The organism is uncultured Lutibacter sp. (assembly GCF_937891065.1).
Lineage (GTDB): Bacteria > Bacteroidota > Bacteroidia > Flavobacteriales > Flavobacteriaceae > Lutibacter.
Window position 1 is genome coordinate 34,398 of sequence record NZ_CALAEQ010000224.1, and the last position, 14,623, is coordinate 49,020.

Here is a 14,623-nt window from a genome sequence, read left to right on the forward strand (position 1 = left end):
TACTTTAAATTATGAAAATTTATACAAAAACAGGCGACAAAGGTAAAACTTCACTTTTTGGAGGAACTAGAGTCCCTAAATATGATTTAAGAATTGAAGCTTACGGAACAGTTGATGAATTAAATTCATACATAGGTCTAATTCGCGATCAAAAAATTGATGCAAATACTTCTAAAATTTTACTAATAATTCAGCATGAATTATTCACTATTGGTTCCATGTTAGCTACTCCACCAGAGAAAAAAGTGTTAAAAAATGGAAAAGAACGCTTAACTATTTCAAAAATTAGCAATGAATCAATTGAACTTTTAGAAAAAGAGATGGACAAAATGAATGAATCATTACCAGAAATGACTCATTTTATTTTACCAGGTGGCCACCCAACAGTGTCATATTGTCATATTGCACGTTGTATTTGCAGAAGAGTTGAACGGATAACCACCCAACTAAGTGACGAAAGCAGCATTGAACCACTAATTTTAATGTATTTAAATAGACTTTCTGACTATCTTTTTGTGCTGGCACGGAAATTGACAACTGATAATAACGCTCAAGAAGTTCAGTGGATTCCTGAGAAAATATCATAAGTTCTTTTAAATACTAAAAAAAAGTAATAAAAAACTTGACTATTTGAGTAAAAAAATTATTTTTGCAAAAAATTAATACGAGAACACATGTATTGGACATTAGAATTAGCATCTTATTTATCAGATGCACCTTGGCCGGCAACAAAAGATGAATTGGTTGATTATGCAATTAGAACTGGAGCACCTCTGGAAGTTGTAGAAAACCTTCAAGAACTTGAGGATGAAGAAGAAAATTTTGAATCTATAATTGAAATTTGGCCAGATTATCCGTCTGAAGATGATTATCTTTGGAACGAAGATGAATACTAAAAAATAACAAAATACAAAAAGTCTCGTTGGAGACTTTTTTTTTGCTTTATTAACTAAAATTTTAATCATATTTTAAGCCTTTTAAAATTAAAATATTTTAAATTCGCTTACTATTTAGATAACAACACAGATTACACAAACAATAAGTATTCAATAAAAATTGACACATTAATTATGAGTATTATAAATTCAGTACTGAAAGTATTTGTTGGAGATAAAAAGAAGAAAGATTTAAAAATACTTCAACCAATTGTCACTAATACTATTTCTTTTGAAAAAGAAATTTCAGCATTAACAAACGACCAATTAAGAGATAAAACTAATTATTTCAAACTTAAAATAGCAGAAGCTACTAATGAATTTACTTCAAGAATAAAAACTCTAGAAGAAGAAGCTCATGAAGCTAGTGTTGACAGAAAAGAAGAAATTTATGCTGAAATTGACTCCTTAGCAGATGATTCTTATGAAACTTCCGAAAAGGTTCTAACAGAAATTATGCCTGAGGCTTTTGCTGTTATTAAAGAAACGGCAAAACGTTTTACTGAAAATGACTCAATTACAGTAACTGCTTCACCTTTTGATCGAGAACTTTCCGCAACAAGAGAAAACATAACTCTTGATAATGACAAAGCAACATGGGCAAATAAATGGGATGCTCAAGGAAAAGAAGTTACTTGGGATATGATACATTATGATGTTCAGTTAATTGGTGGTTCTGTTTTACATCAAGGTAACATTGCAGAAATGATGACTGGTGAAGGAAAAACATTGGTATCTACACTTCCTGTTTATTTAAATGCACTTACTGGTAATGGTGTGCATGTTGTAACAGTAAATGATTACTTGGCAAAACGTGATGCGGCTTGGATGGGCCCAATTTTTGAATTTCATGGTTTAAGTATAGATTGTATAGATCACCACCAACCAAATTCCGACGCTCGTAGAAAAGCTTATAATTCAGATATTACTTATGGTACTAATAATGAATTTGGATTTGACTACTTACGTGATAATATGGCTCATTCACCAAATGATTTAGTACAACGTCCGCATAACTACGCTATAGTAGATGAGGTGGATTCTGTATTAGTTGATGATGCTCGTACACCGTTAATTATTTCAGGAGCAACTGCAAATGCTGACCGACATGAATTTAATGAATTAAAACCAAGTGTAGATAAAATAGTTTCAACACAACGTAATTATTTAACTGCAGTTTTAGCTGAAGTAAAAAAATTAATTAAGGATGGTGACACGAAAGAAGCTGGTTTTTTATTGCTTCGAGTTTATAGAGGATTACCAAAAAGTAAAGCATTAATTAAATTTTTAAGTCAGGAAGGTATTAAACTGTTATTGCAAAAGACTGAGAATTTTTACATGCAAGATAACAATCGTGAAATGCCTAAAATTGACGAGGAATTATATTTTGTTATTGATGAAAAAAACAATTCTATTGAATTAACAGATAAAGGAATTACATTTTTATCAGGTGATGATGGTGATGAAAACTTCTTTATTTTACCAGATTTAAGTACAGCAATTGGCCAGATAGATAGTGACGATTCTAGCGTAGAGGAAAAAACTTCTAAAAAAGAAGAATTATACCGCGATTTCAGTATAAAAAGTGAGCGAATTCACACCATGAACCAATTATTAAAAGCATACACTTTATTTGAAAAAGATATTGAGTATGTAATCATGGATGACAAAATTAAAATTGTTGATGAACAAACTGGTCGTATTATGGATGGCCGACGTTATTCAGATGGTTTACATCAAGCAATTGAAGCAAAAGAAAATGTAAAAATTGAAGCTGCTACGCAAACATATGCAACTGTAACACTGCAAAATTACTTCAGAATGTATCGTAAACTTTCTGGTATGACGGGTACAGCTATTACTGAAGCAGGTGAATTTTGGGATATTTATAAATTAGATGTTATTGAAATTCCAACAAACGTTCCATTAATTCGTGATGATAGAGAAGATTTCGTTTTCAAAACAAAACGTGAAAAATACAATGCAGTTATAGATGAAATTGAAAGATTAGTGAAGCTAGGTCGTCCAATTTTAGTTGGTACTACCTCTGTAGAAATTTCTGAATTATTAGGTAGAATGCTAGCAATCAGAAAAATTAATCACAATGTATTAAATGCTAAACTTCATAAAAAAGAAGCTGATATTGTTGCACAAGCAGGTAATGCAGGTATTGTTACAATAGCAACCAATATGGCAGGACGTGGAACGGATATTAAATTATCTGATGAAGTAAAGGCTGCAGGAGGTTTAGCTATTGTTGGTACAGAACGTCATGATTCTCGTCGTGTTGACCGTCAGTTACGTGGTCGTGCAGGTCGTCAGGGAGATCCAGGTTCTTCACAGTTTTATGTATCATTAGAAGATAATTTAATGCGTTTATTTGGCTCAGAACGTATTGCAAAAATGATGGATAGAATGGGATTACAAGAAGGTGAAGTAATTCAACATTCTATGATTACCAAATCTATTGAAAGAGCACAACGTAAAGTTGAAGAAAATAACTTTGGAGTTCGTAAAAGATTACTTGAATATGATGATGTAATGAATTCTCAACGTGAAGTTGTTTACAAACGTCGCCGCCACGCATTATACGGAGACCGTTTACAAGTTGATATTGTAAATATGATTTTTGACACTTGCAATCTCTTAGTAAAAGAAAATAAATTTACCAATGATTTTCAAAATTTCGAATTTGAATTAATTCGATTTTCATCAACTAGTTCTCCTTTTACCCAAGAAGAATTTAAAACATTAACTGAGCAAGAACTTACAGATCAACTATTTGATGTCGTTTATAAAAATTATAAAGAAAAATTAGAAAGAAGCGCAAAAGCAGCTTATCCTGTAATTAAAGATGTTTATGAAAATCAAGGTGATAAGTATGAACGAATTGTAGTTCCTTTTACTGATGGAACAAAAGAATTAAAAGTAGTTACAAATTTAAAAGAAGCTTACGAATCTAATGGAAAAGGATTAGTTACCGATTTTGAAAAAAATATTACGCTTGCAATAATTGACGATACTTGGAAAGATCATTTACGCCAAATGGATGAGCTTAAACAATCTGTTCAAAATGCAACATATGAGCAAAAAGATCCGCTCTTAATTTACAAATTTGAATCGTTTGAATTGTTTAATGGAATGCTTGATAAAGTTAATAAAGAAGTTTTATCATTCTTATTTAAAGGAGAATTACCATCTCAAGCGGTAAATCAGGTTTCACAAGCAAGAGAGCAAAAAAGAGAAAAAGTTCAATTAAGTAAAGAAGAATATAGCAACCAATCTGAAAGTGCACAAACCAATCAAACACAACAGCCTCAAATAGTTGAAACAATTGTTAGATCTGAACGAAAAGTTGGTAGAAACGAGCACGTTACTATAAAAAATGTAATGACTGGTGAAAACAAATCATTAAAATTCAAACAAGCTATTCCGTTAATTCAAAAAGGAGATTGGGTACTTGTAGATGAATAAAACTTAAAAGCAACTTAAACTTAGAATAATAGGTAAGTTTAAGTTGCTTAATTATAAGATTTTCAAACCTTATTTTTATTCGATTTCTTCATGTTTAAATAAGCTAATTCCTTCATCAGAAATAGTAATTAATTGTTGTCTAAACAAACCACCTACAGCACTTTTAAAAGACTTTTTACTCATTCCTAATTGATATTTTATTTCATCAGGACTACTTTTATCGTGTAAACCAATAAAACCATCATGCTGTCTTAACGCATTTAGTATAATAATTTCATTTTTAACAATAGTATGCTTAAAACCAACTGCTTGTAAGCTTATATCTAATTTTTCATCTTCACGAATTTTCTTTATATAGCCTACCAATTTTTGACCTTCTTCAATTTTTTGGTACAGTTCGTTTTTATAAAGCAATCCTTCAAATTCTTCATTTACCAACACTGTAAAACCCATTCCAGTATTTCTTACTACAATTAAATCTACTTTATCTCCTACTTTTAAATCCATTTTTTATTCTTTTAAATTGTTGAAATATGCTTTTAATATTTGATCGTTTTCTTCTCTTGGTGTAAATATTTCTAATAATTTCGGAAGCTTAGATGTTTCATAAAAATTAGAAAGTTGATTATTTAAATCTTCTTCATTTTTAGCTGTAACATACTCAAAATTATGCATTTTACATAAATGTTCAGCAGTTAAATTATGTGGTGTTTCAAAATAATCCAGCGCATTTGAATCTTTTGGACCTGGAATAAATCTAAAAATACCTCCACCTCCATTATTTATTACAATAATTCTAAAATTATTTGGAATGTAATTATTCCATAAAGCGTTACTGTCGTAAAAAAAACTAATATCACCTGTAATAAATACTGTATTTTCTTTTGATGAAAATGCTGCACCAATTGCTGTACTTGTACTTCCATCAATACCACTTGTACCTCTATTACAAAATACACGCAATGTTTTGTTTATATTAAATAATTGCGAATAGCGTATTACTGAGCTATTACCTAATTGCAATTGTGAACTATTAGGGATTGAAGGTAGCAACTTACTGAATACTTTTAAATCTGAAAACGCACAATTATCAATAAATTCTTGATGCTTATTTAATCTAAATTCTTTTTTTCGCAACCAATAATCTTGATAGTGACTTTTGGTTGGTTTGGTTAAAAAGAAAAACTGACTAAAAAATAATTGTGGCGATATTTTAAAATGATGGTTTAAGCAATGAAACGTGTCAAATGCTCTTTTAGCATCGGCATGCCAATGATGTGTTGGCTTAAATTTTCTTAAATGTTCCTTTATTTTTTTTGAAACAATTAATCCCCCTAAACTTATTAAAATATCTGGTTGAAATTTTCCCAATTCATCTTCCTCTAAGGGAAAAATTAATTTATCAATACTATTTATAAATTTTGGATGTGAAACATTCGCTGTATTCTCTATCAAAACTAAAACCGAAGGATCTTTCAGTAAATATTCTAACTGAGTTTGCAATAATTCATCAGGAAAATGTTCTCCAACCAATACCATTTTCTTTGTTGAAGCATTCCAAATAGTTGCAAATTTTTGAAGTTCATCTACATCTAAAGGAATTTCATCTAATAAACTCTCTTTTAGCTCTTCAACATCTTCAATTTTATTATATTCAACTTCTTCAATTTCATACAAAGGGTCATTAAAAGGAACATTTATATGTACTGGACCTTTTTTATTTATAGCTGTTTCAATAGCTTTATTAATATTTTCTTCATCATTTTCAAAACCTAAATTAGCATTGTATAAAATATGATTATCAAATACATTTTCTTGTCTAATTGTTTGTCCGTCACCAATATCAATTAAATGAGCAGGTCTATCTGCCGAAATAATTAGTAAAGGAATATTACTATAAAATGCTTCCGCAATTGCTGGATAATAATTTAACAATGCTGAGCCCGATGTGCATAATAAAGCTATAGGTTTACGAGTTTGCTGTGCAATTCCTAACGCAAAGAAAGCAGCGCAACGCTCATCAACAATAGATAGTGTTTTAATTTCTTTAGCCTCATTAAAACCCATAATTAAAGGTGCATTTCTTGAGCCTGGTGAAATTACAACTGTATTTACATTAAAATGCTCGCAGCTTTTTACCACTAATTGAGCTAATTTATTTTTTGGGAATTGACGCATTTACACTATAAAATTAAAGATGCAAAGTTACGGAAAGTAATTTTAGAAATTATTGAATAAAAACAAGTATTATTACACATCAAAATTATGAAATACTATAATATTTTTTTCATAACCTTTGCTTTAGAAACTGTTTCTTCCCACTCATTTTCAGCAATACTATCTATCGTAATTCCACCACCAATATAAATTGAAACTATATTATCATTTAATTGCATACAACGCAAATTCACAAATAAACTAGTGCAATTATCAATATTCAGCTCTCCTAAATAACCCGTATAATAAGACCTATTATATTCTTCATTTTCTAAAATAAATTTAATTGCTTTATCTTTAGGCAAACCACAAACCGCAGGTGTTGGATGTAGTGAATCTATCAAATTGCTAAGTGAGCTACTCGATTTTAATTTTCCAGAAATATCTGTTCTAATATGCAATAAATTTCCAGCCTTCACGGTATATGCTTCTGAAACTTTAATAGTATCAATACTCAATTTTATATTTTCTAAAATATAATCAGTTACAAATTGTTGCTCTTGTTTTTCTTTTTCTTTCCAAACAACATTGGTGGAATTTTCATATAGTTGAGTCCCCGCCAGAGCCATTGTTTTAAATTTATTATGGCTTACACTTATCAATTGTTCAGGACTTGCACCCATCCATAATCCAACACGTGGATGATACCATAAATACACAAAAGCATTTTTGTAGCTATTCAGCATTTTTTTTAAGGTATCAATAACATCAATCTTATCAATTTCTAGCGTTTCCTTTCTTGATAAAACAACTTTTTTTACATTATTATTTTGAATAAAATCAATTCCTTTATTTACTAATTGAATATGATTTTCTTTTGAATATTCATTAGAAATAATATTAAAATTCGAATCGTTTCTCTTTATTTTTAAATCAGCACTCTCTGAAACTTCAGAAGTTAGAAGTGTACATTCATTTATAGGAAATAATAGTTCTTTTTCATTCTTATTAAATGGTGCAAAAACGAAACCTTGATCTTCAAAAGAATTTAAATAATGTAGTTCGTCATTATTTTGAATATATGCAGTTATGCATGCCTCATCCGGCTTTCTAAAAACAACCAATGGTGTATTTGAGTTATAAAACTCAGAAATTTCATTAAAAAAATTTATAATTTCTTTTTGCAATTGATTTTAATTTAACTGTTGAAGTAGTACGCTTTTAATTTCATTAAAATTAGACCAAACCAATCCGTGTCCGGCATGATTCAAAGTTACTAAATCAAATTGTTGTGAAGAAAATTTTTCTTTTAAATATAATGAATTTTCAAACGGAACAATCCAATCTTCATTTCCATGAATACTTATAATTTTTGAAGGATTCTCATTCCAAGTAGTATCAAAATTTTGTAAATCTTTTTTATGTGATAACTTTTCTTTTGAAGCTGCTTTCCAAACTTTTGGCAATAACCATCTTGTTGCAGTCCATTTATAAAAATTAAGAGCCCAAGGCATTGGTTCTACTTTTGAATATACCGCAGGAGCTAACAATATTATTTTTTTATATTCATTCTTGGAAGCTAAAGCAATTGGGCCACCATAAGAATATCCAACCAAAATTGTATTTTTTTTTATCAAATCTTTGGTTAAATCTTCCAATAAATCGGTTTCAAAAGCAATAGATTCTTGAACATTTCCTGTTTGTTTTGTACCATAACCAATTCTATCATAAGAAATTAAATTAGCTTTCTTATTCAACTCAATATCAACTAAATACTTTTTAAAATCTAACGCTGATCCTATAGAACCATGAATAAACACAATGATCGGAAGTAAGGTATCCATTTCTTTTTGAGTTTCTATAACTCTATATTTAAACTCTTTAAATGTATGTTCAGATATATAAACCTGACTATTACTTTCAACAAAATCATTTATAATTTTTTTATCAGATTTAGGAATTGAAAAACGATAAAACGTAATTATTAAAGCTACTAAAAGAACACTTAAAAAAATTGCAATAATTTTTAAAATCTTTTTAAATTTTTGCAACATAGCTAATTATTTCGCTAAAATATAATTCGTTATTTTACAAATTGAAATCACTCTTTCTCTTTCATCAACAACTTTAATTTCAACTAAATGAATTGTTTTTCCTTTATGAATAATTTTAGCTGTAGCAGTAACAATTCCACTTTTTACACTTCTTAAATGGTTTGCTGAAAATTCAATACCTCGAACACTATATTTTTCTCTATCAATTGCTAATAATGAAGCTGGACTTCCAACACTTTCTGCCAAAGCCATGGTTGCTCCTCCATTTAAAATTCCATCAGGCTGATGAACTCTTGAATTCACAGGCATTGTTGCTACTAAGTAATCTTCACCAAAATCTACATACTTAATTTCTAAAGTTTCCATCAATGTATTTTCACACATCTTATTTAACATTGTTAATGTTGCTGTTTTATCACTCATAAAAAAATTGTTAGGCCGTAAAAATAAGAATTTAAAACTTTAAATAGTACCTTTGCAAACTAATTGTATTTTATTAAAATGGCTTACAGAATTAGAATTATTTTAGATGTTAAGAATGATGTGATTAGAGATCTAATTGTAGATAAAACTATAAATTTAGAAGAATTACATTTTACCATAGCAAAAGCTTTTGGCTTTAAAGGGCAAGAAATGGCTTCATTTTACGAGACTGATAATAATTGGGAACAAGGAGATGAAATTCCGCTTATCGATATGTCTGAAGAAGATAACTTACAAGAAATGAATACTTTATTAGTTTCTGACATTTTCAAAAAAGTAGGCAATAAACTAATCTATGTGTATGATTTTATGGCAATGTGGACATTCTTTGTTGAATTAGCTGAAATTATAAACACTCCTGAAGAAGGCTTACCTAAAATAGCTTTATCATTTGGAAATACACCTGATGAAGCACCAGAGAAGAAATTTAAAGCCGAAAAATCAATGGATGATTTTGACGCTTTTGATGACGAAAGTTTCTTAGATAATATTGATGATGTGGACTTTGACAATTATTAACTAAGGAATTTAAAATCTCCTTTAATATTTTACCTAATAATATAAGTATTTACATTTTCATAGTTCCTAGTAACAAAATCGAAAGCTACTCTTAAAATATCTCCCATATTATTACAATTTTTAAAATTTTTATCAAGAGTATATTTTTTAAGACCCATTTTAAGTTCATAAATTTTCTCAGGAGTAGAAATGTCATCATTACACATACAATCTAACAAATCATTCACTCTATCCTGAGAGCCTCTTAGCCTTCTCGCAATAGCTGAACGCTCCTCTTTTTTATATTGTTCAATAGATTCTTCTTGTAAATTATCAGAAACCATTTTTACAAAAGGGTAATTTTCTTTAAAATATTGAGGAAAATACACTTTTAAATTTCCTTCAAAACTTTGCTGATCAAAATCCATTGCACGCATACGGTATTCTACTTGATCAAAATCATACGAAGCAACAATTACATAATTATAAGACCGCATATCACCTAACATACGAATCATACAACGTTCATTAAATTTTACAAATTCTTTTGATAACCTTTTTTTACCTCTAATTGAAACCATATCCATATTTTCAATTAAAAATTGATCCCCAGGAATTCCTAAAACATGCTCCTCTATTAGCGTATCTTTATATATTAAGAAATTGATACTATTTGGCGATAATATATGTTCTAATTCTAAACCGTAAACTCTAGAAGCATCCGCTTTTTTAATATAAATATACGTGTGATTATCATTTAAAATATTTCTAATTTTAACTCTAAAAGGTTTTGAATTCCCAAAAGTACAGTAGTCAATTCCATCAATAGTTAAAAAAGGCATAGAATCTTCCGTACCATCACCGTGCAAAATTAAGTACATTCGCTTCAAACTCAAATCAATTTCTTCACGTTCATGCTCCGCATAATAAACCCGAATCCATAATGTATCTATACCATTTTTATCATACACTTCAATTGCTCCCGCAAAACGAAGTAAGTCATCATAAAATACTGGAATTTTAATATTTCTGTTGTATTCTGTTAAATAATTATACAAGCGTTCATTAATTGGATACGCTGGTTTTTTCTTCGACATTAATTTTTCTTCCTCCATAAATATCTTGATTTTTAGCCAAATTTAGTATATTGCTGTAACAATTTTCAATAATAATCGTCTTAATTTAATACTAAACTACAAAATATTGGAAACAATTATATCGCTTAACAATCTTAATAAAAAATTTGGAAATATTCATGCCGTAAATAATTTATCCTTTGATATAAAAAAAGGAAATGTATATGGTATTTTGGGCCCTAATGGAAGTGGAAAATCAACTACCTTAGGAATCATTTTAAATGTAGTTAATAAAACCTCTGGTAATTTCAGTTGGTTTGACGGTAATTTATCTACTCATCAAGCATTAAAAAAAGTAGGTGCTATTATAGAACGGCCAAATTTTTATCCATATATGTCAGCTATCCAAAATTTAAAGTTGGTATGTAAAATAAAGGAAATTCCTTTTTCCAGAATTGAAGAAAAACTAAAAACTGTTAATTTATACGAACGAAGAAATAGTAAATTTAAGACTTTTTCTTTAGGGATGAAACAGCGTTTAGCAATTGCTTCTGCCCTACTAAATGACCCAGAAATTTTAATTTTAGATGAGCCTACAAATGGCTTAGATCCTCAAGGAATTCATGAGATTCGAAAAATAATTAAAGATATTGCAAGTAATGGAACTACTATTTTATTGGCTTCACATTTATTAGATGAAGTTGAAAAAGTTTGTTCTCACGTGGTTGTAATTAGAGAAGGTATTAAATTATATTCGGGAAGAGTTGATGAAATGACTGCTTCACACGGTTTGTTCGAACTTAAAGTTGAAACCGATTCAGAAAAATTATTAGAATTACTTTCCAGTTTTGAAGGAATTGCTTCAATTAAAAATGATGATGACACCATAATTGCAACCTTAAGCAAACCTATTTCTGCAACAGAAATAAATAGCTTTTTATTTAAAAATGGAATTGTAGTATCTCATTTAGTGAAACGCAAACCAAGTTTAGAACAACAATTCTTATCACTAACTAACAAAAACTAATAATGTTTAGACTCTTAAATATAGAAATCCATAAATTAAAACATAGCAGAGCAAGTAGAGTTTTAATATTAATTTATTTTATTTTATTAACTTCAATAGCATTAATTGCTGCAATTAAATTTGATATTGGTCCCATAAAATTTCATTTGGCTGAACAAGGTATTTTTAATTTTCCTTATATCTGGCATTTTAACACCTTCATGGCTTCCATCTTTAAATTTTTCTTACTATTAGTAATTGTTTCAATGATGGCTAATGAATACAGTAACAAAACATTAAAGCAAAACTTAATTGATGGATTAAGTAAAAAAGAATTTGTATTATCTAAATTTTATACTGTTATTTTATTGGCATTAATTTCTACAATATTTGTATTTATTGTATCTATTGTATTAGGTTATATTTATTCTGATTTTAATGAATTTTCAATTGTAACCACTGATTTAGAATACTTACTTGCATTTTTTATAAAATTGGTTGGTTTCTTTTCATTTGGATTGTTTTTAGGAATCTTAGTAAAACGATCAGCTTTTGCTGTTGGTGCAATGCTAGTTTGGGCCATGATAGAAGGCTTTGCTAAAGGAATGAGCTATTGGAAATTAAAAGACTATGTAGATGAAATTATGCAGTTTTTTCCATTGGAAGCAATGGCTAATTTAATTAAAGAGCCTTTTACAAGATTAGATGCGGTTAAAGCTGTTGCAAAAACTGCTGGTGAAGATTTATCAAAAGACTTTTCTGTTCAGCCATTAGATATTATAATTGTACTCGTTTGGACAGCTATTTTTGTCTATTTATCTTATGCTTTACTTAAAAAAAGAGATTTGTAATTAATTTCTAAATTTAAACGTGAGTAATTTTTATATTTGGGGATTGTAACAATTATTTCCTGAATGAAAAAACTACTCACATTTATATTTCTAATAAACAGTTTAATTATTTTTGCTCAAGGCGAAGCTAATATTTGGTATTTTGGTGAAAATGCTGGTTTAGATTTTAGCAGTGGATCTCCTACTTCTTTAACTAGCGGTAAATTAAATACTTTTGAAGGGTGCTCAACTACTTCTGATTCAAACGGAAATTTATTATTTTATTCTGACGGAACTACAGTATGGAATAAAAATCATGCTATCATGTTAAATGGTACGGGGTTGAAAGGAAATCCATCTAGCACACAATCTGCTATGATAATTCCAAAACCTGGAAGCACCACTGAATATTATATTTTTACTGTAGGAGCTAGTGTTGGTGGTGGTGAATTTGGGTTTAATTATTATATTATTAATATGACTGCTGATGGTGGTTTGGGTGCTGTAACAAATGGACCTAATAACTTGTCAGGCTTTGATTCTGCCCAATGGACAGAAAAAGTCGCTGCGATTAAAGGAGGTGATTGCAATACATTTTGGGTATTATCCTACGCGAAAAATCAATTTTATGCATATAAAGTAACAAGTGGTGGTGTTACCAGCACTCCTAAAATTTCGTTAACTACACATTTTGCAGAAGATAGACGTGGTTATTTAAAAATAGCTCCTAATGGAAAAAAAATAGCTATTGCACATATGGCTGATTCACAGTTCTTACTGTATGATTTTAATAATCTAACAGGAGATGTAACAAATGGAAAAAGCCTCCCTTTAGTTGCTCCTATCAACAAACCTTACGGTGTTGAATTTTCTTCTAATAGCGAAAAATTATATGTACACGCAACAAATGATTTTTATAGCAGCATTTCTACGGAATGGGACAATCCAGTAAATCATCTTTCTACCTTATACCAATTTAATGTAAGCTCAAACGTAACAACTGAAATTATAGCTTCAAGAAAAATTATAGATTCCCAAAATCTGTTTAGAGGCGGATTACAATTGGGTCCAGATCAAAAAATATATAGAGCACTTTCAAAAACCTATAATCAAGGAATCCCATTTTTGGGCGTTATTGAAAACCCCGAAAATGATGGTGTTGCTTGTAATTATAAACATGAAGAAATTTCATTAGGTGGCAAAAATTCAACACAAGGATTACCTCCTTTTATCGCTTCTATTTTCTCTCAAATAGAAATTACAACTAAAGATACTGATGGTAATACCATTGTTTTAAACGATCAAACCACCAATGTATGTACTGGTGACAGTTTTGATATAAACCCAGAACCTTTAACTGGAACCCCAATTTATAAATGGTACTTTAATGGAGCTTCTACTCCTTTTTCAACATTAAGAGACTTATCGTTTTCAAATGTTACATCAGCTATTAATGGTGTTTATTCTCTAGTTGTTGAACAAACTGATATATGTGGTATCTCAAGTATTTTAGAAGGTAGTTTTACAATTGAGGTTTTTAACAACCCGTCTATAAACCAACCTTCAAATATTAAACAATGTGATGATAATAACGATGGTTATTATACTTTCAATTTAAAAAATTTAAAAAATGTTGAAGTTTTAAACGGCCAAAGTTCTACAGAATTTGAAGTATTATACTTTAAAAATCAAACGGATGCAGATAATAACACGGATGCAATTACTATTCCGTATACAAACACTGCTCCTTATAGTTCAGATACAATAATTGCCCGTATTCAAAACATTCACAATTCTACTTGTTTTGAAACTGAAAGTTTTACAATTGAAGTATTTGAATCTCCAACTCCTCCAACATCAATAGCTGTTTTAGAAAAATGTGATTCAAATTTAGTTGGGACAGATACAGATGGTATTGAAATTTTTGATTTAACACAAAAAATAACTGAAATTTTAAACGGACAATCAGCTTCAAATTTTACAATTTCGTATTTTTCAGATGCAGGATTAACTGCTCCTATAAACCCTAACTCATTTCAAAACTCAACTCCTGGTGGACAAACTATATATGTTCGTATCACTAATAATCTGTATGCTTCTTGTTCTACTG

The 14,623-nt window shown here is 29.4% G+C and carries 12 protein-coding genes and 1 pseudogene; 7 read left to right on the plus strand and 6 right to left on the minus strand.

Going from position 1 to position 14,623, the window contains the following annotated elements:
• Window positions 1-11: 11 nt before the first annotated feature.
• From Q0352_RS12030 to secA, 3 genes are all read left to right on the plus strand, one after another.
• A complete protein-coding gene (locus Q0352_RS12030; protein WP_299527827.1) occupies window positions 12-587 on the plus strand; it encodes a cob(I)yrinic acid a,c-diamide adenosyltransferase in 576 nt (191 codons plus the stop codon).
• 87 nt (window positions 588-674) lie between these two features.
• The gene (locus tag Q0352_RS12035) at window positions 675-896 is read left to right on the plus strand and encodes a DUF2795 domain-containing protein (protein ID WP_299527829.1); all 222 of its coding nucleotides are present in this window, start codon (window positions 675-677) and stop codon (window positions 894-896) included.
• A 174-nt stretch (window positions 897-1,070) separates the two neighbouring features.
• Window positions 1,071-4,409 (plus strand): preprotein translocase subunit SecA, encoded by a 3,339-nt coding sequence (gene secA, locus Q0352_RS12040; RefSeq protein WP_299527831.1) that lies wholly within the window; start codon window positions 1,071-1,073, stop codon window positions 4,407-4,409.
• Between the two features lie 75 nt (window positions 4,410-4,484).
• Here secA and Q0352_RS12045 read toward each other — a convergent pair whose 3' ends face one another.
• The 5 genes from Q0352_RS12045 to Q0352_RS12065 all read right to left on the minus strand — a co-directional run bounded on the left by Q0352_RS12045 (window position 4,485) and on the right by Q0352_RS12065 (window position 9,043).
• A complete protein-coding gene (locus Q0352_RS12045; RefSeq protein ID WP_299527833.1) occupies window positions 4,485-4,916 on the minus strand; it encodes a DNA-binding protein in 432 nt (143 codons plus the stop codon).
• A gap of 3 nt (window positions 4,917-4,919) precedes the next feature.
• Window positions 4,920-6,587 (minus strand): 2-succinyl-5-enolpyruvyl-6-hydroxy-3-cyclohexene-1-carboxylic-acid synthase, encoded by a 1,668-nt coding sequence (gene menD / locus Q0352_RS12050; protein ID WP_299527835.1) that lies wholly within the window; start codon window positions 6,585-6,587, stop codon window positions 4,920-4,922.
• A 95-nt stretch (window positions 6,588-6,682) separates the two neighbouring features.
• The gene (locus tag Q0352_RS12055) at window positions 6,683-7,753 is read right to left on the minus strand and encodes a chorismate-binding protein (protein WP_299527837.1); all 1,071 of its coding nucleotides are present in this window, start codon (window positions 7,751-7,753) and stop codon (window positions 6,683-6,685) included.
• 6 nt (window positions 7,754-7,759) lie between these two features.
• Window positions 7,760-8,620, minus strand: coding sequence for an alpha/beta hydrolase (locus Q0352_RS12060; RefSeq protein ID WP_299527839.1), 861 nt, complete (start codon window positions 8,618-8,620; stop codon window positions 7,760-7,762).
• A gap of 6 nt (window positions 8,621-8,626) precedes the next feature.
• A complete protein-coding gene (locus tag Q0352_RS12065) occupies window positions 8,627-9,043 on the minus strand; it encodes a PaaI family thioesterase (RefSeq protein WP_299527841.1) in 417 nt (138 codons plus the stop codon).
• Window positions 9,044-9,121: 78 nt separating this feature from the next.
• Here Q0352_RS12065 and Q0352_RS12070 point away from each other — a divergent pair, with 78 nt between their 5' ends.
• Window positions 9,122-9,622: a hypothetical protein gene (locus Q0352_RS12070; RefSeq protein ID WP_299527843.1), complete on the plus strand. Its 501-nt coding sequence runs from the start codon at window positions 9,122-9,124 to the stop codon at window positions 9,620-9,622.
• A gap of 29 nt (window positions 9,623-9,651) precedes the next feature.
• On the opposite strand, the gene Q0352_RS12075 is transcribed toward Q0352_RS12070, so the two are convergent.
• Complete coding sequence (locus tag Q0352_RS12075; RefSeq protein ID WP_299527845.1) at window positions 9,652-10,716, minus strand: hypothetical protein; 1,065 nt, start codon at window positions 10,714-10,716, stop codon at window positions 9,652-9,654.
• Between the two features lie 88 nt (window positions 10,717-10,804).
• On the opposite strand from Q0352_RS12075, the gene Q0352_RS12080 reads away from it, so the two are divergent.
• From Q0352_RS12080 to Q0352_RS12090, 3 genes and pseudogenes are all read left to right on the plus strand, one after another.
• Window positions 10,805-11,704: an ABC transporter ATP-binding protein gene (locus tag Q0352_RS12080; RefSeq protein WP_299527847.1), complete on the plus strand. Its 900-nt coding sequence runs from the start codon at window positions 10,805-10,807 to the stop codon at window positions 11,702-11,704.
• Window positions 11,705-11,706: 2 nt separating this feature from the next.
• Complete coding sequence (locus Q0352_RS12085; protein WP_299527849.1) at window positions 11,707-12,534, plus strand: ABC transporter permease subunit; 828 nt, start codon at window positions 11,707-11,709, stop codon at window positions 12,532-12,534.
• A gap of 63 nt (window positions 12,535-12,597) precedes the next feature.
• A pseudogene (locus Q0352_RS12090) lies at window positions 12,598-14,623 on the plus strand (hypothetical protein); the annotation flags it as partial.

Bases quoted from the DNA above. Each gene is read 5' to 3' on its own strand.
- Q0352_RS12030 (WP_299527827.1), top strand. From the start codon at position 12: ATGAAAATTTATACAAAAACAGGCGACAAAGGTAAAACTTCACTTTTT.
- Q0352_RS12035 (WP_299527829.1), top strand. From the start codon at position 675: ATGTATTGGACATTAGAATTAGCATCTTATTTATCAGATGCACCTTGG.
- secA (WP_299527831.1), top strand. From the start codon at position 1,071: ATGAGTATTATAAATTCAGTACTGAAAGTATTTGTTGGAGATAAAAAG.
- Q0352_RS12045 (WP_299527833.1), bottom strand. From the start codon at position 4,916: ATGGATTTAAAAGTAGGAGATAAAGTAGATTTAATTGTAGTAAGAAAT.
- menD (WP_299527835.1), bottom strand. From the start codon at position 6,587: ATGCGTCAATTCCCAAAAAATAAATTAGCTCAATTAGTGGTAAAAAGC.
- Q0352_RS12060 (WP_299527839.1), bottom strand. From the start codon at position 8,620: ATGTTGCAAAAATTTAAAAAGATTTTAAAAATTATTGCAATTTTTTTA.
- Q0352_RS12065 (WP_299527841.1), bottom strand. From the start codon at position 9,043: ATGAGTGATAAAACAGCAACATTAACAATGTTAAATAAGATGTGTGAA.
- Q0352_RS12070 (WP_299527843.1), top strand. From the start codon at position 9,122: ATGGCTTACAGAATTAGAATTATTTTAGATGTTAAGAATGATGTGATT.
- Q0352_RS12075 (WP_299527845.1), bottom strand. From the start codon at position 10,716: ATGGAGGAAGAAAAATTAATGTCGAAGAAAAAACCAGCGTATCCAATT.
- Q0352_RS12085 (WP_299527849.1), top strand. From the start codon at position 11,707: ATGTTTAGACTCTTAAATATAGAAATCCATAAATTAAAACATAGCAGA.